General features: G+C 53.6%; 23 protein-coding genes and 1 tRNA gene. 4 read left to right on the forward strand and 20 right to left on the reverse strand.

Features of this window, described 5'->3' with window-relative positions; genetic code table 11:
- Window positions 1–152: 152 nt before the first annotated feature.
- The 3 genes from WMO45_RS05755 to WMO45_RS05765 all read right to left on the reverse strand — a co-directional run bounded on the left by WMO45_RS05755 (window position 153) and on the right by WMO45_RS05765 (window position 2,996).
- The gene (locus WMO45_RS05755; protein ID WP_349139604.1) at window positions 153–1,352 is read right to left on the reverse strand and encodes an ABC transporter substrate-binding protein; all 1,200 of its coding nucleotides are present in this window, start codon (window positions 1,350–1,352) and stop codon (window positions 153–155) included.
- Between the two features lie 133 nt (window positions 1,353–1,485).
- The gene (gene ymfI, locus WMO45_RS05760) at window positions 1,486–2,208 is read right to left on the reverse strand and encodes an elongation factor P 5-aminopentanone reductase (RefSeq protein ID WP_349139605.1); all 723 of its coding nucleotides are present in this window, start codon (window positions 2,206–2,208) and stop codon (window positions 1,486–1,488) included.
- Complete coding sequence (locus WMO45_RS05765) at window positions 2,205–2,996, reverse strand: alpha/beta hydrolase (RefSeq protein WP_349139606.1); 792 nt, start codon at window positions 2,994–2,996, stop codon at window positions 2,205–2,207. Before WMO45_RS05765 ends, ymfI begins: the two co-directional genes overlap by 4 nt.
- Window positions 2,997–3,121: 125 nt before the next feature.
- Here WMO45_RS05765 and WMO45_RS05770 point away from each other — a divergent pair.
- A tRNA-Val gene (locus WMO45_RS05770) sits at window positions 3,122–3,197 on the forward strand.
- Window positions 3,198–3,361: 164 nt separating this feature from the next.
- Here the strand turns inward: WMO45_RS05770 and WMO45_RS05775 are convergent.
- The 11 genes from WMO45_RS05775 to WMO45_RS05825 all read right to left on the reverse strand — a co-directional run bounded on the left by WMO45_RS05775 (window position 3,362) and on the right by WMO45_RS05825 (window position 13,049).
- Window positions 3,362–4,777: a tyrosine-type recombinase/integrase gene (locus WMO45_RS05775; RefSeq protein ID WP_349139607.1), complete on the reverse strand. Its 1,416-nt coding sequence runs from the start codon at window positions 4,775–4,777 to the stop codon at window positions 3,362–3,364.
- Window positions 4,735–5,943 (reverse strand): tyrosine-type recombinase/integrase, encoded by a 1,209-nt coding sequence (locus tag WMO45_RS05780; protein ID WP_349139608.1) that lies wholly within the window; start codon window positions 5,941–5,943, stop codon window positions 4,735–4,737. The genes WMO45_RS05775 and WMO45_RS05780 overlap by 43 nt, the downstream gene beginning before the upstream one ends.
- Window positions 5,944–6,055: 112 nt before the next feature.
- Complete coding sequence (locus WMO45_RS05785; RefSeq protein WP_002605633.1) at window positions 6,056–7,666, reverse strand: recombinase family protein; 1,611 nt, start codon at window positions 7,664–7,666, stop codon at window positions 6,056–6,058.
- A gap of 100 nt (window positions 7,667–7,766) precedes the next feature.
- Window positions 7,767–7,949, reverse strand: a complete 183-nt coding sequence (locus tag WMO45_RS05790; RefSeq protein WP_002605634.1) for a transposon-encoded TnpW family protein — start codon at window positions 7,947–7,949, stop codon at window positions 7,767–7,769.
- A complete protein-coding gene (locus WMO45_RS05795; RefSeq protein ID WP_002605635.1) occupies window positions 7,946–8,803 on the reverse strand; it encodes an ATP-binding protein in 858 nt (285 codons plus the stop codon). The genes WMO45_RS05790 and WMO45_RS05795 overlap by 4 nt, the downstream gene beginning before the upstream one ends.
- The gene (locus WMO45_RS05800; protein WP_002605636.1) at window positions 8,800–9,558 is read right to left on the reverse strand and encodes a phage replisome organizer N-terminal domain-containing protein; all 759 of its coding nucleotides are present in this window, start codon (window positions 9,556–9,558) and stop codon (window positions 8,800–8,802) included. The genes WMO45_RS05795 and WMO45_RS05800 overlap by 4 nt, the downstream gene beginning before the upstream one ends.
- On the reverse strand, window positions 9,548–9,739 hold the full coding sequence (locus tag WMO45_RS05805; protein ID WP_006058351.1) for a hypothetical protein: 192 nt from the start codon (window positions 9,737–9,739) through the stop codon (window positions 9,548–9,550). Before WMO45_RS05805 ends, WMO45_RS05800 begins: the two co-directional genes overlap by 11 nt.
- Before the next feature lie 186 nt (window positions 9,740–9,925).
- Window positions 9,926–11,548, reverse strand: a complete 1,623-nt coding sequence (locus tag WMO45_RS05810) for a relaxase/mobilization nuclease domain-containing protein (RefSeq protein ID WP_002602093.1) — start codon at window positions 11,546–11,548, stop codon at window positions 9,926–9,928.
- A complete protein-coding gene (locus tag WMO45_RS05815; protein WP_002602094.1) occupies window positions 11,520–11,918 on the reverse strand; it encodes a plasmid mobilization protein in 399 nt (132 codons plus the stop codon). The genes WMO45_RS05810 and WMO45_RS05815 overlap by 29 nt, the downstream gene beginning before the upstream one ends.
- Before the next feature lie 533 nt (window positions 11,919–12,451).
- Entirely contained in the window at window positions 12,452–12,655 is a 204-nt protein-coding gene (locus tag WMO45_RS05820) for a helix-turn-helix domain-containing protein (protein WP_002602095.1), read from the reverse strand.
- Window positions 12,645–13,049: an RNA polymerase sigma factor gene (locus WMO45_RS05825; RefSeq protein WP_055151961.1), complete on the reverse strand. Its 405-nt coding sequence runs from the start codon at window positions 13,047–13,049 to the stop codon at window positions 12,645–12,647. The genes WMO45_RS05820 and WMO45_RS05825 overlap by 11 nt, the downstream gene beginning before the upstream one ends.
- Before the next feature lie 300 nt (window positions 13,050–13,349).
- Between WMO45_RS05825 and tet(O) the strand changes: the two genes are divergently transcribed.
- Both tet(O) and tet(40) read left to right on the forward strand, forming a co-directional pair.
- Window positions 13,350–15,269, forward strand: coding sequence for a tetracycline resistance ribosomal protection protein Tet(O) (tet(O), locus tag WMO45_RS05830; protein ID WP_000691758.1), 1,920 nt, complete (start codon window positions 13,350–13,352; stop codon window positions 15,267–15,269).
- Between the two features lie 69 nt (window positions 15,270–15,338).
- Complete coding sequence (tet(40), locus tag WMO45_RS05835; protein ID WP_349139641.1) at window positions 15,339–16,559, forward strand: tetracycline efflux MFS transporter Tet(40); 1,221 nt, start codon at window positions 15,339–15,341, stop codon at window positions 16,557–16,559.
- A gap of 171 nt (window positions 16,560–16,730) precedes the next feature.
- Here tet(40) and WMO45_RS05840 read toward each other — a convergent pair whose 3' ends face one another.
- From WMO45_RS05840 to WMO45_RS05865, 6 genes are all read right to left on the reverse strand, one after another.
- The gene (locus WMO45_RS05840) at window positions 16,731–16,937 is read right to left on the reverse strand and encodes a hypothetical protein (protein WP_349139609.1); all 207 of its coding nucleotides are present in this window, start codon (window positions 16,935–16,937) and stop codon (window positions 16,731–16,733) included.
- A gap of 2 nt (window positions 16,938–16,939) precedes the next feature.
- Window positions 16,940–17,212: a DUF6809 family protein gene (locus tag WMO45_RS05845; protein WP_349139610.1), complete on the reverse strand. Its 273-nt coding sequence runs from the start codon at window positions 17,210–17,212 to the stop codon at window positions 16,940–16,942.
- 145 nt (window positions 17,213–17,357) lie between these two features.
- Entirely contained in the window at window positions 17,358–19,325 is a 1,968-nt protein-coding gene (gene mobP3, locus WMO45_RS05850) for a MobP3 family relaxase (RefSeq protein ID WP_349139611.1), read from the reverse strand.
- Window positions 19,313–19,726 (reverse strand): hypothetical protein, encoded by a 414-nt coding sequence (locus tag WMO45_RS05855; RefSeq protein ID WP_349139612.1) that lies wholly within the window; start codon window positions 19,724–19,726, stop codon window positions 19,313–19,315. Before WMO45_RS05855 ends, mobP3 begins: the two co-directional genes overlap by 13 nt.
- A 314-nt stretch (window positions 19,727–20,040) precedes the next feature.
- Complete coding sequence (locus WMO45_RS05860; protein WP_349139642.1) at window positions 20,041–20,469, reverse strand: helix-turn-helix domain-containing protein; 429 nt, start codon at window positions 20,467–20,469, stop codon at window positions 20,041–20,043.
- A 149-nt stretch (window positions 20,470–20,618) separates the two neighbouring features.
- Entirely contained in the window at window positions 20,619–20,834 is a 216-nt protein-coding gene (locus WMO45_RS05865; protein ID WP_349139613.1) for a helix-turn-helix transcriptional regulator, read from the reverse strand.
- Window positions 20,835–20,983: 149 nt separating this feature from the next.
- Here WMO45_RS05865 and WMO45_RS05870 point away from each other — a divergent pair, with 149 nt between their 5' ends.
- A complete protein-coding gene (locus WMO45_RS05870) occupies window positions 20,984–21,118 on the forward strand; it encodes a hypothetical protein (RefSeq protein WP_349139614.1) in 135 nt (44 codons plus the stop codon).
- Window positions 21,119–21,129: the final 11 nt, after the last annotated feature.

Below are 21,129 nucleotides of genomic sequence, written 5' to 3' on the forward strand. Positions count from 1 at the left end.
TGGCAGAAACACCGGCGGTCCCACCGGGCTGCCGATGTTTCCGCCATACACAGCGCAAAAGGGATATACGGGGAAAAGCGGGCTGCCGGGCAACCCCGGCAACCCGCTTCTGTTCCCAGCCAAGCGGTCGTATTTTGCGATGCGCTTGCGGATTACTGTGTGACGTATACGCCGCCCTCGACCTTGACTACCACAGGATCCTTGGAGACCTCGCCGTTCTCGCCCCAGGTCATGCCGGTACCGGTCAGGCCGTCCACGCTGAAGTCACCGGAGGTAAAGGTGGCAATCAGAGCCTCGCAGATCTCCTCCGCGCTCATGTCGGCGGTGACACCGGCAGCGGTGCAGGCCTCATAGATAGCGTACATGCAGTCATAGCCGTCGGCCGCAAACTGGTTGGGAATGCCGCCGTAAGCGGTCTCATACTCGCTGACAAAGGTCTTGGTGCGCTCATCCTCGCCCCAGGCGTTGAAGGGGGTCATGAGCATCAGGCCCTCGGCCAGAGTGGTGTCAAAACCCTCCAGGTCCAGGATGCCGTCCATGCCGTCGCAGCCGAAGAAGGTAGGCTCATAGCCCATGCTCTTGGCCTGATTCAGAATCAGAGAAGCAGGGGTGTAGTAGATGGGCATAAACACCAAGTCGGCGCCGGCGCTCTTGGCAGCGTTCAGCTGCACGTTAAAGTCGGTGTTGGTGTCATCCGGGAAGGTCTGCACGGTGACCACCTCCAGGCCGATCTCGTCGGCGGTAGCCTGGAAGGCGTTGTAGATGCCGGTGGAGTAGGCGTCGCCGTTGTTGTAGATGACGGCGATCTTGGTGCCCAGGTTGTTATCCTTGATATAGTTGGCCGCAGTAATGCCCTGGTTGGGGTCGGTAAAGCACACCTGGAACACGTTGTCCCGGCCCTCCGTCACGTCCGTGGAAGACGCGGAGGGAGTGAGCTGGAAATAGCGGTCCGCGTTGGTCTCAGCCGCCACGGCCACACAGGGAATCGTCGTGGTGCAGCCGTAGATGATCTGAGTGCCATCATCCTTCAGCTTGCCATAGGCGTTGACGGCCTTCTCGCTGTCGCCCTCGTCGTCCTGGAAATCCAGTTCAAACTGCAGGCCGCCCAGAGCGTTGATCTCCTCCACAGCCACTTCAGCGCCCTGCTTGGTAGCCAGGCCATACACGGCGTTGGAGCCAGTCAGGGGGCCAATGCCGCCGATCTTGATGGCGGCGCTGGTGGTTTCGCCGGAAGCGCCCGAAGGAGTCTCGGCCTCACCGGTGGTATCGTTGCCGCTGCTGCCGCAGCCAGCCAGAAGGGACATGCACAGCGCGCCCGTCAGTGCAAGAGACAGGATGCGAGTCTTTTTCATGATCCATTCCTCCTCAATGAAGTTGTTGACAATTATATTCGTGTCGCCCGAAATTGTCAACCTATAAAATGCACAACGGCACCCTGCTGTCAGGTGCCGCTGTGGTGGTATATAGACAAATTCTCCGTTCGTCTCAGATGACCAGACCGCCGTTGGGCGCCAGTACCTGCCCTGTAAGGAACCCCGCGTCATCTGAGGCCAGATACCAGATGGCCTGGGCCGCATCCTCCGGCTGTCCAATGATACCCAGCGGAGTCTCCTCCGCCAGAGCCGCCAGGGCCTCCGCATCCAGATTGGCGTTCATTTCCGTGGCGATTACCCCCGGTGCGACACAGTTTACCGTAATCCCAGAAGGTCCGACTTCCTTTGCCAAAGCTTTGGTCAGGCCGATTACCGCCGCCTTTGCCGCAGAATAAGCCACCTCGCAGGAGCCGCCTATCTGTCCCCACATGGAGGAGACTGTCACAATGCGTCCCGCTTTCCGGTGAATGAAGTGAGGCAGTGCCGCCCGGATGGTATAGAAAACACCGTCCACATTGACCGCAAACATCCTGCGCCAGTCTTCATCGGTCAAATCACCAAACAGTTTTTGCTGAGCGATACCCGCATTGCATACCAGAATGTCAAGTTGACAAAATTTATCCAACACATTGTCAACCATATTCTGTACCTGTACCGGGTCGGACACGTCAGCCTGTACGGCCCATCCTCCGATCTCCTCCGCCAGGACCTCCGCCTGCGCCCGGGAGCGATTGTAGTTGACCACGACCCGGCACCCCTCAGCGGCAAAGCGCCGGGCAGCTGCCGCACCAATGCCCCGGCTGGCCCCCGTGATAAGCACCACCTTTTCTTTCATCCTTCTCTTCCTTTCAGCCAGTCCACGCACAGCGGATGCCATGCCGCGGCGTGGGCGTTGTAATGGGCCTCATCCCGGGCACTTTCCCGGTCGGCCAGCCCCATGGCGTGGGGGCCGTCGGAAAACAGGTGCAGTTCAAAGGACACTCCCTGCTGCCGCAGTGCTGCGGCATAGTCTATGGTATTCTCCACCGGCACAGTGGCATCCCCCACCGTGGCCCATAAAAAAGTAGGCGAATGCCTTCCTGTGACCTGCCGGTCCAGCCGCAGCTCCTCCGCCCCTCCCAGAGGAGCCAGATAGCGCGCGGCGTGCACCACCGGATAGCCCAGCACCGCCGCATCGGGCCGCACCTGCTCCGGGGACAGTCCCAGCTGCTGTTTCAGCATGGGGTGATCCCAGCGGGCCGCCAGCCAGCCGGCCAGATGTCCTCCGGCGGAAAACCCGCATACCGCCACCCGGTCAGGCCGGAAGCCGTATTCCTCCGCGTGTACCCGCAGCCATGCCAGGGCCGCCGCTCCTTCCAGAAAAGGCTGAGGCCATCGCCGGGGCAACACGCTGTACTCCAGTACAAAAGCCTGTATCCCGGCGGCCAGGAACGCCAGCGCCACCGGCTCGCTTTCTGCCGGAGCAATGCGCTCATAGCTTCCGCCGGGCAGAATCAGCACCGCCCAGCGCTGCCCATCGTCAGCCAGCAGCCCGGTGCGGCCCCGACAGTAAGTCGTCAATCGCCCTGTGCTGTCCTCCAAAATCGTGGACAGCACGGGGACAGGAATGGTCTCATGGATCAACGCACGTTCCTCCTTTTCTGTTCACTTCTCTCTGAGTATATCAGTCTGTTTCACCGCTGGAAAGAGAAATTTGAAAAAAGTATTGACATTTCTTTTTTCTGCGGGTATAATAGTCCATGCTGTTTGGACGATTAGCTCAGCTGGTAGAGCATCCGCTTGACGTGCGGGAGGTCACAGGTTCAAGTCCTGTATCGTCCACCAGAAAAGCCGCTATTTTTGAAAGAAAACAGCGGCTTTTTGTTGCTTTTTTATTCATTTTCTTCCTCACGCTATTTTGCCAAATTGTTTTTGACCACATAACAGCCACAGACAGGAAAAATCACCGTCCTCCGGAAGCACTTCTTCTGGAGGACGGTTTTCTGTTCTCAGCCCGCTTTTTTCTTGGCCCGAAGTGGTTCCAGCTCTCTTTTCATCTCCGCAATCAGCTTCGCCAGTCTCCGTTCACACTTCTCCTCGGTTGAGGCATATACATTTCGTGCAATGCGTTTCCCATTGACCCTTGGGGAGTACCGCCCCTCCCAGAGGTGGTCGTTGATTTTAGTAATACACCCGGTTCCCGGCTTGCGGTACTTGCCCTTCACCGCCTGGAAGTCCGTTGCCTTTGGCCTCTGCTGACGCTCCGGCTTGGTAGGCGGCTCTACACCAGCGATTCCCCGGTCGATCCGGTCGGCGGCCTTCCGCCTCATCTCATCGGTCACATGGGCATAGACATTCAGGGTAGTGGCGCTGGACACATGGCCGATGATGGCAGACAAGGTCTTTATGTCCATGCCATGCTCCAGGGCGTTGGTGGCAAAGGTGTGACGCAGGTCGTGAAACCGCAGATGCTTACACCCCGCCCGTTTCAGCACAGAGGTCAGTTTTTTCCGCACCGCTGCCGGGTCCAGGGGAGAATCCGTTTTCTTTGGCGAGGGGAACATCCAGCGGGAGGAGCAGCTTTTACGGTACCGCTCCAGAACTTTCAGGATAGGCCCCGGCAGAATCACGCTCCGGCTGGAGGTCTTGGTTTTGGGCTGTGAGACTACCAACTCTCCCTTGATCCGCTGTACCTGCCGCTCTATCCGCAGCGCCCCTGTTCGGAAGTCCAGGTCATCCCACTGCAGGGCCAGGATCTCGCCCCGGCGCAGTCCGGTGGACAACTCCAGCAGAAGAAGCTCATAGCACCCGTCCTCTTTTGCCTGAATGAGCAGGCGTTGGATCTCCTCCCCCGTCAGCACGGCCATCTCTCTGGGATGGGTGGCTGGCGCTTTGCAGTTTGCGGCTGGATTTTTTAGAATCAACCCATCCGCCACCGCCTTGTCCAGCGCCATGCGGCAGGTCACATGACAGCTTTTTACCATGCGGTCGGACAGCCCCGGACCGTACTGCTCCACCCTCAGGAGCCGTCCTCCCTGTTTCAGACGGTGATAAAACTGCTGGAGATCACTTTGGGTCAGTTGGGAAAGGGGTATGTATCCCAACTCCGGGATGATGTGTTGATAGATCCGGTTTTCATAGTCCACCCGAGTCTTGGGCTTGATGGCTGGTTTGCAATCTGTCTGATACCAGCGATCCAGCCAGGCCCCGAAGGTCATGTCCCCCTTGGGGCGTTTCGCCACAGCACCTTTGAGGCTCTCTTTCAGTGCCTTCAGCTTGGCCGCACACTCCCCCTTGGTCTTGGCCAGCACATTTTTCGTCTTTGGACGGCCCTTTTCATCATGGCCCACCACATACCGCCCCTCCCAGCGGCCATCCTTTCTCAGGTGGAGACTGCCGTCGCCCCGTTTCCGTTGTTTTGCCATGGTTCCATCTCCTCTCCCAACAGTTCTGTCATGAAGCCCCCTACGATCTCGGCGGCATTACGGTGCATATCTCCGGTCACATGGGTATAGGTGTCCAGGGTGAAGCTGGCCTTTGTATGCCCCAGGATACTGGACAGGGTCTTGGCATCCACTCCGCTGGCCAGGGCGTGTGTGGCGAAGGTATGGCGCAGATCATGAAATCGAAGGTCAGGCAGCCCGGCCTTCTCCAATAAACCTTTCAGACGCCGGTAGGCACTGCCTGGACTGACCGGATGCTCTGGACAGAGGGGATTGGGGAAGATCCACTCCGTCAGGGCGGACTTTTTTCGCTCCCGCAGAAGACGGGCCGTACTGGACGGAAGCAGAATTGTCCGGGTTCCTGCATAGGTCTTTGTACTTCCCGCCTCCACCCCGCCACCCTTCCTGGCATGGATGGTACGGCATACTTTTAATGTTCCGGCCTCCTCATCAAAGTCTGACCACCTGAGTCCGCACAGCTCACCTCTCCGCAGACCGGTGGTTAGTTCAGTGAGGAAGAAGTCCCGCCAGACCCAGTCCTTTTGAATTGCCGCCTTGAACGTGTTTAATTGGTCATTATTGAGAATCCCTTTTGCCCTCTTGATGACCTTAGGCGGTGTCACTCCATCGGCAGGGTTAGCCGGAAGCAAACCTTCCTCTGTGGCCGTTCTCAGAGCATGATGCAAGGTGGTGTGAATCCCATGGACAGTTGTCGGGCTCAGCCCAAAGCCCGAGGCTTTCTTTCTCCCCACTCGTCCGCACTTCAGGAGCATTTGGTAGAGACCGCTTAAATCTGCCGGGGTAATTCTGAGCAGCGATTTTTCTCCCAGGTAAGGCTTGACATGGTTGTCCATATCCCTCCGGTACCCATCCAGAGTACTCTCCCGAACGGTTCCTGTCATATACACATCCAGCCACTTGTCCAGCCATTGGGACAAATTCATATTACTTTCCTCAGTCAGATCCACGCCCTGATAGGCGTTGATATTCTGCCGGAGCTTAGTGGTCAGTTTCTTCTGGGTGTCGGCATAGATGTATCGAAAGATGGAGTCGCCATTTTCCTTATGTCCAATAACGATGCGGCCCTCCCAGCGGCCATCTTCCCTTTTACGCACCATGCCGTCCCCGGATGGTCGTCTCTTCGCCATTTTGCTTCACCTCCTGTGTCTTTGCTGATGTGTGATAAAGAAGTAGTAGAAGTGTAAAAAATTTTGCCGTTCCTATCCGGCGTTTGCGCATTGCGCCGGATAGGTCGGGCGGTCATTCGGGCAGGTCTACCTTGCCAACGAAAGAGTAATAAATATCAATGTCCTGTCTGCGTGTGCCGTTCTCGTCATAGCTGCACTCATGCACAACGATTTTCTCCACAAACTCACGCAAAAGGGTAGGGGTAAGTTCTTCAAAGCTGGTGTACTTGCGGACAACATTCATAAACTTTTCTGCGTTTACCGTGGCTTCCTGCGCTTTGGAAAGCTCTGCCCGGATAGCGGCGGCTCTCTCTTTCAGTTCTTTCTGCTCGGCTTCATAGTCTGCCGACAGCTCCGTGAAACGCTCGTCTGAAATGCGCCCGGTCACGCTGTCCTCATACAGCCGCTTGAAGATAGCGGATAACTCGCTGATACGCTTCTCGGCGGCTTCCAGCTCCTTTTTCCTTGCGGCGTTCCTGCGCTTGCCCCCGTCCTCGTTCTGCTCGATCAGCAGCTTCATAAACCGGGCTTCGTGCTTCGCTGCATAGCTGGTGACTTTCCGCAGATTGTCGGTCACTCCGGCGGTCAACAGGTCGGTGCGGATAAAGTGCGCCGTACAGTCACGGGTACGCTTCTTGTAGCTCCCGCAGATATAACAATCCTGCTTGCGGGTGGCGTTCTGGTAACGCTGCTGGTAAAGGACGCTGCCGCAGTCGGCACAAAAGAGTATGCCGGAGAATAAGCCCACTTCATCATAGCGGTTCGGGCGTTTGCGCTGCTTGCGTAACTCCTGCACACGCTCCCACATCTGGGTGTCAATGATAGGCTCATGGTGGTTCTCGAAAATCGCCTGTTTCTCAATGGGGTTCTCTACGCTGTGCTTGGTCTTGTAGGACGGCTTCTCCGTCTTGAAGTTTACCAGACAGCCCGTGTACTCCCTGTTTTCAAGGATATGTACCACGGTATTGGTCGCCCACTTGCACTCATAGCCGGGGTGGTAGCGGCGGGTGCTTCCCGTCCGACGGTATTCCAGCGTTCCCGGCGTGGGGATCTCCTGCTCTGTGAGCATACGGGCTATCTTGGTCGGCCCGTTCCCGGCAAGGCACAAGCTGTAAATCTGCCGCACAACAGGGGCGGCTTCCCCGTCAATGATAAAATTTTCGTCCTCGTCCATAAAGTAGCCGTATACGGGTTTGCTCGTGACGGGCTTCCCGCTCATACCCTTAGACCGTTTTACTGCTTTGATTTTCTTGCTCGTATCTCTCACCAGCCATTCGTTAAAAATGTTCCGCAGAGGGGCAAAATCATTGTCGCCCTGTGCGCTGTCCACTCCGTCATTGATAGCGATAAAGCGGACGCCTTTCTGTGGGAAAATCATTTCCGTATACATTCCCACTTGCAGATAGTTTCGCCCTAACCGTGACATATCCTTGACGATAACGGTGCCGACTTTTCCGGCTTCAATGTCCGCAAGCATGGCTTGAAAACCGGGTCTTTGGAAGTTCGCCCCAGAATAACCGTCATCTGTGTACCATTGCAGATTGGAAAAGCCGTTCTGCTTCGCATAGGTTTCAAGAATACGCTTCTGGTTTGAAATAGAATTGCTCTCACCTTGCAGCTCGTCCTCGTGGGATAATCTCGGATAAAGGGCGGTAATAAGGTTTCGGGTGGTCTGTCTTAACATAGTGTCCTCCATTTCCGACAGCCAGCCCCACTATTCCGTATGACTATCATACCACACGCCGGGGCTGGCTGTACAGTCCTTTCTGCTTCTTTACGTCCCGTCAAATTGCCGATTTTTGTGTAGCAGCTTCCGCTTCCAGCACTTTCAGCATTTTATCGGCGGCGGTGGCGGTGGTGTCCTGCTTGAAATAGCCGGAAACGACAAGGACAGAATTACCTATGCGGATTTCCGTCACGCAATCCGGGCGGCGGGTGCTGCGGTCATTCTTTGGGGTGTTGGTCATAGGCGGCTCTCCTTTCTGTTCATCAGCTTTTTCAGTTGTCCCATTTTCTCCTGCGCCGTGGCTTTTCGGAAGTTGCTCCCGGTAAAGCGGACAGGAGAACACATTTCAATCAGACGGTCATAAATGCGGGCGTGGGCGGTGTCCTCCGGGTGCTGCAAGTCCTCCAGCGTGAGATTAGTCGTGACGATCAGCGGCCTGCCGCTGCGGTAACGGCTGTCAATCACGTTGTAGACCTGCTCTAAGCCGTATTCCGTTCCCCGTTCCATTCCAAAATCGTCAAGGATAAGCAGCGGGAAGCTGCAAAGTCGGGAGATATATTCATTCCTGCCCTCAAAGCTGGCGGCAAGGTCACCCAATATCAATGCAAAGTTTGTCATGCACACGGGGATTTCACGCTCCATAAGGGCATTTGCGATACAGCCCGCAAAATAGCTCTTGCCTGTGCCAACGCCGCCCCATAGCAGATAGCCAATGTTGCGCTCTTTCATGGTTTCCCAGTTCTCCACATAGAAATGGGCGTGTTCCATTTGCGGGCACTTGCCGTTGTCGTTCTCAAACGTCCAGCCCTGCATAGCCGGGTCTGTAAAGCCCCGCCGCTTCAACCGCTCGACAGTTTCAAGGTGACTGCGCTGTTTCTCTGCGGCTTCCCGTTCCTCACGCTCTGCCCGCTGGCAGTCACATTCTGCCGGGTGGCGGTCACGCCCCAGCCATGCGGCGGTTTCTTTGGGGAAATAGCCCTCTTTGGGCTTGTGGCACTTCCCGCAGTATAAAAGCCCGTCCTCGCCGGTGTAGTCCTCCGGCTCCGGCGTGGTGTCGGTCATATTCAAAATCATTTCATCAAATCCATTCGTCATAAGCTCTCGCCCTCCTTACAGGTATAATCGGGTATGCCCTTTTTCGGGGCTTTCTTGGCTGCGTCCTCCTGCGCCCACTTGAAAATCGTGGCTGCATGGCTCTTGTATTTCCTCCCGCTGGAAGCGATATGGCAGGATAGGCGGTCAATGTAATACTCCCACTTGCCGGGAAGCTCTGTTTTCAGCCCGTCAAGCTCCGTATCGGAAAGAATGACATTGTGGTATCTGCCATAGGCGGCGGGGGCGGGGTGTCCCGTTTCTAACTCTCTCTCTTTTTCTATTTCTATATCTATCTCTTTCTCTATCTCTATCTCTGGTGGACAAATGTCCGCTCGATATGGTGGACATTTGTCCGCCCCTGTCTGCGGCAGGGCTTTTTGTTCCTGCAAAGCCAGCCGCGCCCTGCGCTTGCGCTCCCCCTCGGTAGAGGACTGGCCGATTAAAAGCTCAATGTTGCTCATGTAGAGTGCGCCGCTTGGCAAAGGCTCCACAAGCCCCAGCTTCATAAAGATTTTCAAAGCTCTCTCTACGGTACCTACCTGCTGGCGGGTAATGGTCGCAATCATCTGGGCGGTGTAGGGGATATTCTCGTCAAGCTGCAATTTCCCGCCGTTTTTCAGCGATTTCAAGTACAGCTTCAAGAGAATGTTGGAATAGATAACGCCGTCCTGCATACTTTCCAGCAGAACGATTGCATCATCGTCAAAATAGCTCTCTTTCAGCTTGAGGTAGTAATATTTGCGGTTATCTGCCATAGGCTGCGTCCTCCTTTTTCCAGCGTTTGGAATAATAGCGAGGGCATAGTATGATAACCGCCCGGAAGCTCTGTTTGCAGTCACGGGTGCAGCCCCGGCATAGGTCGTTGTAAGTGATACGGTTGCGGTGGTTGAGGAAGAAAGACCATTCCAGCCGCCGCTTCTTGCTCATTCTCGGCAATGGTAAGCTCCTTTCTGCCGTTCCTATCGGTGTAGCGGGATAGGGGGCATTTTCTGTATGTTCTCGGTATCATTTTCGGGCTTTTTCTGCCCTGTAAGCCCCGTTTGGAAGTCGGGGAGTATTGCGGTAAGGGTTCATATCATACCTGTATTTTTGTAGGGTTTCGGTATCATTTCGGGGCGGTCTTTAACGCTCCTGTTCACGCTTTTTCTGCTGGCTCGGTGCGCCCCTTAAAATCTGGTCGATATTGCGTCTGACTGTCTGAAGCTCCTGCGCCCGCTGGCGTTTCTCCCGGTAGTCGTTATATCCGGCGTTCTTCTGGACGGTAAGCTGCTCAATCTCCCTTTGCAGGGCTTTGCTGGCTGGCAGCTTGGTTATTCCATGCTCCCGGAAATAACGGGCGGCTGTGTCCGCTATGATAAAATCGCTTTCGTGCTGTTCCCGGTAGGCTCTCCGGGCTTTCTCCGATTTCTGCGCTTTCAGACCGTCACGGGCGGGCTTCGTGCCGATATAGCCCAAAAGGTTGCGCTGCAATTCCTTTTTCTCCCGGATAGCGGCTTCCAGCCCTTTCAGTCCGGCAAGGCTCTCCTGCGTGGCGGTGTTGGCTGCGGAAATGGCAGCGTCCAGCTCGTCCGGGGAAGAAAAGCCATACTGCTGGTAGAGCATGAGGGTAGCCGACATCTGTTTGAGGTTGTGCATGGTCGCCCACTTCTCATAGCCCCGTCCTTTCCCCTCGGCTCGCTTGGCGGCTATGTCTACCATGCGCTGTACAGCGTCATTGTTCGGGGCGTTTTTCGCTTCTTTTTTCGTCCGTAAGCGGTCTTTGATACTGCCGGGGTATTCCGCTATGGCTGCGGGTTTTTCGGCGGCTCTGGCGGCGTTCTGCTCCAAAACGGAGAGGACAGCAGCCCGGTCAAAATCGTCCCCCAGCTTCCGGGCGGTAATTGGCTTCGTCCTGTCCGGCGTGAGGTAACTTAGCCGCCCCCGGCTCTCCTTGACGGTCACACCATGCCGGAGAAGCAGGGCGGCAAACTCATCAAAGCCGGAAGCAGCGGCAAGGGCTTCCCGGATAGTCCGGCGCAGCTTCGCCTTATCCGTTTCAAACTTGGTCTGCCGGGGCGCGATACCGTCCGCAGCAATAGGGGCGTTGGCTCTGTCAAGGGCAGCCTGTCCTTTCTTCTGCGCCCAATACTCACGCTCGGTAATGCGTTCTTTGCTGCCGTTCAAAAGGTCTATCTGGTAAAGCCCCTCGCTGTGGCACATCTCCATGACTTCGGCTTTCAGATAGTTCATAGCTGCGTCCGTACAGCGGTGCTTGCAGCCTGCTTTCCTGTCCGCTGGCCTGTCCATGTGGGGCAGCATGGGAACCTCCGCAATCCGCAGACTGTTAATGACGATATGCACATGGATATTTTCGGTGTGGCTGTGTCCGTCCGGGTGGGTGCAGACAAGGGCCTGGTGTCCGGGGAAATGCTCGGCGCAGAACTTCTCGCCCAGCTCCTGCGCCCGATCAACGGTCAAGCCGTTGTCCGGGCCGTCCCGTGGGTCAAAGCTGATGATGTAGTGGTGGCTCTTTACGTCCTCCCGTTTCTGGTTCTTGCCGTAGCGGAGATTGGAGCGCATACAGGCAACGGCAAAATCCTCCCCGCCACAATTCAGAGAGGATATGCGGTAGTCTACCCTCGGTATGAGCCGCCCGTCTGCGTCAAGGGTGGGCTTCATGGTAAACTCGTCATGCTCGAATGTGAGGTATTTTTCAGCGTCCCCGTAGTTGGCATTTTTAGAGCTGATATGTTTGAGTATCGCCAACGGCTTCACCTACTTTCTGCAAGACTTCAAACTTCAAGGCGGCAAGGTCGGCGGCGGCTCCCCGCACTTCCTTTTCCAGCCCCCGGTAGGGGCTTCCGTATTCGTTCAGGCTCCGGGCAATCTGGTTTAAGTTGCCGCCGATTTTCCCGTACTCTGCCGTGAGCTTGGAGAGGGCGGCAAGCAGCCCGTCATTGACCGGGGAAACGGTGACAATGGGGCGTATGGTCGCTTTCCGTATGGCTTGCCGGATAAACTCGGACTGGCTGATTTCATAAGCCGCCAGCCGCCCGGTGAAGTCGGCGTATTCTTCATCGGTCATGCGGGTCTTTACCACATGACGGCGGTGGGGCGTATTGTATTTCTTTCGCATGGTCTGTGACCTCCTTTCTCGCCCGACAGGGCGCATAGCAGGGTTTGGGGAAGGCACTCCCCAACAAGATTCCCGCAGGGGCAAAAATAAGCGGAGAGCGAATTTTGGCACCTCGGTAGAATCTTGCTCTGAAAAACTCCGGCGTTCCCCGGCTCCCGTCCTTTCCGCTAACAAAACGTTTCAAAAGGGCTTTGCTACCCGCTATTCCGGCTTATCTTGAAAATTTTCCTTTCACTACCTACAACACCACGCAAAGCAAAATGGACGGAGATTTTTAGAATTTCCCCTCTATTCCCTACAACACCACGCAAGCCGGAATAGGCGGACAATGGCAGTATTTTTTTCTTTGATACCCTCTACGGATAAGTAAGGGATTTTGCCAACTGCGGCGGCTATTTTCCCTTTTGTTTTTTCATACTGGGGATTTTCAAAAATGCCAAACAGGAACGAAAAAAAGCAGCAAATCTGTTGAATAGATTTACTGCTTTCTGGTTGCCGGCGAAGCGGCGGTTATTCAGTTGTAGGCGGTAGGGCTATCTCCCAAAGCGGAACTTGAAAATAGCTGTGAGAAGCGTCTGGGTGATGTAGTCCTCTGTATCTTGGTCTACCCGTCCATTCACACGGGCGGCACATTGTATGCGGCGGCGGTAATACTGCAATACAGTTCCCACCGCTTCCGGCTCCCCGCTGGCGGCTTGGACGATTGTTTCATAGGGGAGAAGCCTATTATTTCTCATATGCCATTCCCTCCATTTCCGCTTGGAGCTGCCGTAGGGCTTTTCGGATATGGTAGCCCGCTGTGCTGCGGCTGCGCCCGTACTGTCTGCCAATTTCGTGCTGTGGAATACGCTTGAAAAAGGACAGGTAAATCATTTCCCGCTCCCGTTCGTCCAGCCGTGACAGGGCTTCCGCAAGTAAACCGCTGCTGAAAATGACCGTATCGCCGCAAAGGGTAAGTATGTATTCCTCGTCCGGCTCCGGGGCTTGGAAATATTCATCTGTCGTGCCTAAAGGGTAGTGCTTTTCGTCTGTGAGGTATTCAAGGGATATTTCTCTTTTGTGCTTCCTGCTCCGTGTCCTCGCTGCGTTGATCGTTGCATTTCGGATATTTAGTTTGTCAGCTTGACAAATAAAGGGTTAAGGAATATAATTAGATTCAGTATTATACAAGGAGTTAATAAATATGCGGCAAGGTATTCTTAAATAAACTGTCAATTTGATAGTGGGAACAAAAAGTAGCAGTCCCGTTTCACTTTTAATATGGGGCTTAGTTTTTTGTACCCAGTTTAAGAATACTTTTATCATGTAATTTTATATGCCCGAAAACATATAAGTGTTTTGGGGCTATTGGAGTTATTTACCCAGTGATAGGAGTATTTATCACTGGGTATTTTTATGCCCTTTTTTGGGTGTTGATAGGAGGAAAATCACATGAAAATAATTAACTTAGGCATTCTGGCTCACGTTGACGCAGGAAAGACAACATTAACGGAAAGTTTATTGTATACCAGTGGTGCAATTGCAGAACTAGGGAGCGTAGATGAAGGCACAACAAGGACAGATACAATGAATTTGGAGCGTCAAAGGGGAATCACTATCCAGACAGCAGTGACATCTTTTCAGTGGGAGGATGTAAAAGTCAACATTATAGATACGCCAGGCCATATGGATTTTTTGGCGGAAGTATACCGTTCTTTATCCGTATTAGACGGAGCAGTATTATTAGTTTCTGCAAAGGATGGCATACAGGCACAGACCCGTATACTGTTTCATGCACTACAGATAATGAAGATTCCGACAATTTTTTTCATCAATAAAATTGACCAAGAGGGGATTGATTTGCCAATGGTATATCGGGAAATGAAAGCAAAGCTTTCTTCGGAAATTATAGTGAAGCAAAAGGTTGGGCAGCATCCCCATATAAATGTAACGGACAATGACGATATGGAACAGTGGGATGCGGTAATTATGGGAAACGATGAACTATTAGAGAAATATATGTCAGGGAAACCGTTTAAAATGTCAGAACTGGAACAGGAAGAAAACAGGAGATTCCAAAACGGAACGTTATTTCCCGTTTATCACGGAAGCGCTAAAAACAATCTGGGGATTCGGCAGCTTATAGAAGTAATTGCCAGTAAATTTTATTCATCAACGCCTGAAGGTCAATCTGAACTATGCGGGCAGGTTTTTAAGATTGAATATTCAGAGAAAAGGCGGCGTTTTGTTTATGTGCGTATATATAGCGGAACATTGCATTTGAGGGATGTTATTAGAATATCTGAAAAAGAGAAAATAAAAATCACAGAGATGTGTGTTCCGACAAACGGTGAATTATATTCATCCGATACAGCCTGCTCTGGTGATATTGTAATTTTACCAAATGATGTTTTGCAGCTAAACAGTATTTTGGGGAACGAAATACTGTTGCCGCAGAGAAAATTTATTGAAAATCCTCTCCCTATGCTCCAAACAACGATTGCAGTAAAGAAATCTGAACAGCGGGAAATATTGCTTGGGGCACTTACAGAAATTTCAGATGGCGACCCTCTTTTAAAATATTATGTGGATACTACAACGCATGAGATTATACTTTCTTTTTTGGGGAATGTGCAGATGGAAGTCATTTGTGCCATCCTTGAGGAAAAATATCATGTGGAGGCAGAAATAAAAGAGCCTACTGTTATATATATGGAAAGACCGCTTAGAAAAGCAGAATATACCATCCACATAGAAGTCCCGCCAAATCCTTTCTGGGCTTCTGTCGGGTTGTCCATAGAGCCGCTCCCTATTGGAAGCGGAGTGCAGTATGAAAGCAGAGTTTCACTTGGATATTTAAATCAATCGTTCCAAAATGCGGTTATGGAGGGGGTTCTTTATGGCTGCGAGCAGGGGCTGTATGGATGGAAAGTGACAGACTGTAAAATCTGTTTTGAATATGGATTGTATTATAGTCCTGTAAGTACCCCCGCAGACTTTCGGCTGCTTTCCCCTATCGTATTGGAGCAGGCTTTAAAAAAAGCAGGGACAGAACTATTAGAGCCATATCTCCACTTTGAAATTTATGCACCGCAGGAATATCTCTCACGGGCGTATCATGATGCTCCAAGGTATTGTGCAGATATTGTAAGTACTCAGATAAAGAATGACGAGGTCATTCTGAAAGGAGAAATCCCTGCTAGATGTATTCAAGAATACAGGAACGATTTAACTTATTTCACAAATGGGCAGGGAGTCTGCTTGACAGAGTTAAAAGGATACCAGCCAGCTATTGGTAAATTTATTTGCCAACCCCGCCGCCCGAATAGCCGTATAGATAAGGTTCGGCATATGTTCCACAAGTTAGCTTAACAGCTTGCAAAAGTCATATAAAATGAGATTTGAAAGGATTAGAGACTAATTATGATGAAATGTAACTTCATGTTTGCTAAAAATTCAAAGGCATATTCTGTCTACCTGCTGTTCCGATTTGTCTGTTCCCTGGCGGTTTCTATGTCCACAGTGCTTTCCATCGTGTACCACCTGGAGGTGGTGCAGCTGGATGTTTTCCAGCTTGTCCTGGTAGGGACGGTTCAGGAGACCTCCTGCTTTCTGTTCGAGATACCCACCGGTGTGGTGGCGGATTTGTATAGCCGTCGGCGCTCGGTGCTGATTGGAATGTTCCTCTACGGCCTGGGCTTTCTGATGGAGGGTGCGCTACCGTGGTTCGCGCCGGTTCTGCTGGCCCAGGTTGTCTGGGGTTGCGGTGATACCTTCATCACCGGCGCTCTGGAGGCGTGGATTGCCTCGGAGGAAGAGGACAAACCCATAGACAAGGTGTTCCTGCGGGGCAGTCAAATGGGGCAAATCGGCGGCGTTCTGGGCGTGGTGCTGGGCACACTGCTGGGAAACATAAACCTGCAAATGCCTCTCATCTTGGGGGGCAGTTTGTGCTTGTTGTTGGGGCTGGTGTTGGGTCGCATCATGCCAGAAACCAACTTCTCCCCTGCTATTGAGGAACGGCAGGGCTTGCTTAAAGACTTTGTCTGCCTGTTCAAGCTCAACCTGGGCTTTGTGAAAGGCGCACCTGTGTTGCTGGCGCTCTTAGCAATCACACTATGCGGGGGACTTGCCAGTGAAGGCTTTGACCGGCTCTCCACCGCTCATTTTCTGGATGACACGGTAATACCCGTTATCGGGCCGCTGAACAGCGTCACTTGGTTCGGTGTTATCAGTCTTATCGGCAGCGGCTTAGGTATTCTGGCTTCTCAGTTGCTCATCGCCCGCATGGAGAAAAAAGGGACTGTCAGCCGAACCAGTGTGGTCATGTCCACCAGCGCCGGGTATATCCTGTGCCTGGTTCTCTTCGCGGTGGGGCGGAGCTTTTGGTTCATGTTGTTGGTGTTCCTGCTGGCGCGGCTTATGCGCACCATCAAGGAGCCTGTGCTGGCCGCCTGGATGAACGACCATGTGGATGAGAAAATGCGCGCCACAGTCTTTTCCACCAGCGGACAGCTGGACTCTTTCGGGCAGATCATCGGCGGGCCTATTGTGGGGCTGGTAGCCCAGCAGGTGTCCATACCCTGGGGGCTGGTCTGTACCGCTTTCCTGCTGTTGCCCGCGCTGTTCTTAGTGCCGGTGGCGGGAAAGAAGCGGGATTGATATGGCATAGTTAAGTTTACTGACGAGCGGGAGATTACTTCCGCTCGTCTTCATTTAGTAGCGCAAAATTTGAGGACTCTTTATTTCCTTATTCGGTATAGCGGAGGCGGCTGTCAATTCGACATAATTTTCTTGTGATACTTTACCGTACATGAGCATTATCTTTGCGCGCTACTTTACAGGGGGGAACCGGTGTGGCTCAGCCACCCGCTGGTACAGTACCGCACCGCAGCTGCGGCAGAGCAGGTATTGCAGCCGGTTACCCAGCAGACCGTGCTTCTTAAAGGTAATCAGTGCCTCGCCGTGCTGCCAGCCCAAGCCGATGTCCTCGCTCCCGCAATACTGGTATCGCTGAACGGGAAACTGCGTGTTCCTCATGTTTATCCCTCCTCTTCCAGTTGGAGCCGGATACGCTTATCCTCCAACTCCCGGAGCAACCCCATGGCCAGTCTGAATCCAGCCTCGAAGCTGACCTGAGCAAGCTCCGCTTTCAACTGCTCTTGCGCATCTATCAGATGCATCAGCGTCTGCCGCTGCGCCTGGTTCAGGTAATTCCGCACCTCCTGGCGGGTGTTTTCAATCTCTTCCTCTAGTCCGCTGAAACCCGTGGCTCGGAAGTAGCGCCGGTACAGTTCGTTCATGTAATAGCCCATGCGTGCCGCCTCCTTTGCAGCAACACACAATACCCTAATCTCAGAGGAATAGCCAGTGATTTAAACTACAATTATCAAACTGTTATCAATTTCTCCAGTCCATATTTGAACGACTCCTATCATTGTTAACATTGTGCTATTTTGCTTACCATCTGCCCATGGTCATGCCACCCATATTTTGCTCCTCCACATGGTCATCCGGCCTGTGGCCCAGGGCAATCCGCTTTTCCTGGAGCGTCTGAAGCCGCTTGTGGTCAATGTGCAGCCCCGTGCTTGTGGAATCCTCCGGCACATTGTCCCGGAAGATGCTGCCCATGTGGTGGAGAAGCTGGGTGACAGAGAGTAGCAGGCCAGGCGGCCCAGGCTGGCCCTGCTCCATCCGCTCCTTGAGAAACTGCGCATAGGTGTGGCCCTGTATTGCCGCAGCCCGAAACCAGCCATAGGCAATGTTCTGGTCCTGCCCCACACCCTCCCCCATCAGGTACAGCTTGCCCAGCAGATACTGCGCCCAGGGGTTCTGCGCCTCTGCCGCCTGCCGGAAATACTCCGCCGCCGTATTTGCATTTTTAGGTACGTGCTCACCCCTCAGATACTCCTTGCCCAGGGCATAGGCTGCATAGTCGTTTCCGTTTTGAGCGGCCGCGTTCAGCCACCGGATGCCTTCGCTGGGATCGTGTACGTCGGGATCGTCAGAGAGAAGCAATTTGCCAATCGCATATTGAGCCTGGGGTAGTTCATGCTTCGCCGCCTGCTCCAGCCAATACCTGGCCTTCTCCGCGTCAGGGATCAGCAGCCCGCCGTCCCGGTACAGCTGCCCCAGGAAGGTCTGGGCGTAGGGATCACCCATCTCCGCCAGCAGCTCCAGCCTTTCGGCGGCTTCATCCCGTTCTTCCAGCGGGAAGGTCTCATCTTCAATGATCCTCCGCAGCTCCCGGCAGGTCCAGGTGAGTGATCGTTCATCCACCCAGTCACCGTTGTCTTCCATCTCTCTGTCCTCGAAAGAGATATGGTTCAGCCGGACGTGCTCGGCCTCCTGAATCACCGCATTCTTGATGGCGCGGAACTCTTTCTGTTCAGAGAGCGGCGGGCGCTGCCGTTCTCTCCCGGAGTAGAAGTCATTCACTTTGCATTGCAGCTCCCACCACTTCTGGTAGCACCTGTCCACAACAGGCAGGTGCTCCATCTGGTTTACAATCTCGTCCACCTTCCGCTTCAAGGACTTCGGGAGATACCCGTAGGACTTCTTACCCTTCACATCTTCGAGACTCTGGGCAAGGTTCAAGATCATCCGCTCTGCTTCAGGATGCTCACAGACCGACTCACTCATCTGCCGGGACAGCTCCAGCATGGCGTTCCGGGTCTCCCGCACCAGTTCGTCCCGGCTTTCAGACTTCTGCTCATAGAGGTGGAGCATCTCCTGTTTGAAGATCTGATTGGTGAGGGATGACTTGATCTGCCGGATACCGTCTCTGGACAGATATGCCTGTCCAGGTTCCACCGACCACGCCATCATGTGGACGTGGGGATGCTCCCCTTCATTGTGGAAGGCAGCGTACCACCGGAAGTCCTGGGGCTTGATGTTCATGGCGGCGGCGATATCGTTGCGGTGTGTGCGCAGAAGAGAACGCCACGCCTGGGCATTGTCATAGCCCAGACGCTCAGCGTCCACCCGGTGGAGGGAGATGATGTGTGTCCACACATTTCCGGTGTAGTGCTCCAGTTCTCCCATGGCCTTGTCCAGATCCACACTGTCCTCGTCGCCGAACAGCCCGTGGTCACCCAGACGTTCTGCACGGGGACGGGTAGCGATGTATCTGGCGTAGCCCTCCGAGGATTGAACCTGGGACCGGTTCTCCTCCAGCACCAGCGTGATGAACGATGAGGCGCTGGCTTTGGTGGGGTGCTGCGTGTAGCTTTCATACTCCAGCAGATCTTTGGTGTCAGGAAAATCTTTCACCAGTTTTGTAATGAGCTGCTCCTGCTTACGTGTAGGCGGACGGTCATCCGGGATGATCTCCACCCGCTCCCGCGTGGCGATGTACTTCATGTAGCCACTTGCACCCTGGCCGCCGCCGCATTTGATGTAGGGGCTCTTAACAATCAGTCTTGCCATGGGTCATCCTCCAGCTCCCGCAGCTTCTGTACCAGCGGCACCTTGCCGTTGGTCTTTTTCACGTTAGCCACACTCTCCGCCCGTTGACGGCGCAGCTCTTCCTCGCTCACGTTGACACACTTGAACAGCATACTCAGTCCCATATCCAGCTCCACCGCCTGTTTGAAGAGCAGCGATGCCATACGGTTTTCCATCTGATCCAGTCTGCCGTCCAGATAGGACTGGACGGCGGAGGGCAGAAACAATCCGGAGTTGTTGGCGCTGAGATAGTCCAGATAAAAATCGATGGCGTTTTCGATAAATCCAGTGATACTCCAGCTGCCGTCTTCCGTATATCTCCGCTCTAGGGCCGCCTTTTTCTCCGGCGACAGGTAAAGGGGGAATTTCTCTTTTTTGCTCATCATGGCCTCCTTTCCGGGGCTTGACCCCTATTTTTCCTTGTGGGAGTAAGCGTTGAGGGATAGTGACCGTAGAACTTCCTTTCCTCTCTGCTTTTGACCCCATTTTCGGTGTTTCCAGGAATCCCTGAAACTGCCCGCACTGCGGGCAGAAGTGATTGGCAAAGGCGTCGATGTTGACGCCTTGCCTTTATCCCGCTTCTTATTTCGTCCCTCGAAAGCGGCCTAATCCGCCCTCAAAACCCCAGGTGGGGCAGGGGCTCTGCTCTGCCCAGGAGGAGGGCACACAACGCTTCACAGCGGGGCACACGGGTGTTTCACGCCTCCAGGCGAAGCATCTGCTGTTGATAGCAATGATCCATTGCCCTCTGTATCGGCAGGACAGTGTAGAGGTTATTGCCGTTCCACTTCATGCCGTGCTTGTCAATATAGGTTGTGTTTTCAGCTGAGATGAACTGCCTGTCCACCAACTTTGCGATGTGCTTCATCACCGTGGACACAGTAAGATGTACCGCACCCGAGATCGTGCGGTAGCTGGGATGACACTGATGGGTGCGGCGGTCTTCACAGTAGAGCAGATAGGCGTAGACTGTGATGGCACCGTGACCAATGTTCAGGAAGAGCAGTTCATTGGGCAGAGAGAAAAAATACTTGCTGGTGATCTTGAGTAACGGAATCCTGTTTTGATCCAGCAGCCCACGATGGTTCAGTGCAAGGATCTGTTCCGCAGCCATGTCTTTGCTCATGTGCAAACGGAATGCAATCTCCTCTGCACTTGGAGCAATATAATTTTTGCAATGCACATGGAGATAGTGGAGATAAACAAGGACAGCAAATCCTTGCGGCTTGAGATTCCATTTCCAGATGTCATTGGGAATTGAGAAACGACACCGGTTCATCCGCGATCACCTCCCTCCGTGTGCTCCGTGACCCATCGGATGAATTGTTCCTTGGGCACCACCATGCGGCTGCCTACACGCAGTACCGGGAAGCCTGGTTCGTGCATGAGCTCGTATCCGCTGGATGGCGACACGCCCAGCACCTGCGCTACCAGATTTGCATTGAGAAAGAGCGGTAGCTCATCGTAGGTTTTGTAGACAGATTCTTTCATTTCAAATTCTCCTTTACAAAAAAGTAAGGACACCAGCGGCGGTACTGATGTCCTTCTGCTTGTATTGTGTCGGAGATTTTGATAGACTGAGAAAAAGGCGGGACAATTTATTTTCCAGGTGGGACAATTTTAGAGGGGGCAAAGTTTATATGCATGGAGAGATTGTATTTTACACCCATGGCAGCACCATAGAGTACGGCGGTGAAATTTTTGCGGCCGGCGAGCTGACCGCAGACATATTGAACTTTACTCCCCAGGACTACCGGCCCATTCAACGCCTTTAAACCGCATGAAG

It is taken from the genome of Flavonifractor hominis, assembly GCF_040095835.1.
Taxonomy (GTDB): Bacteria; Bacillota; Clostridia; order Oscillospirales; family Oscillospiraceae; genus Flavonifractor; species Flavonifractor hominis.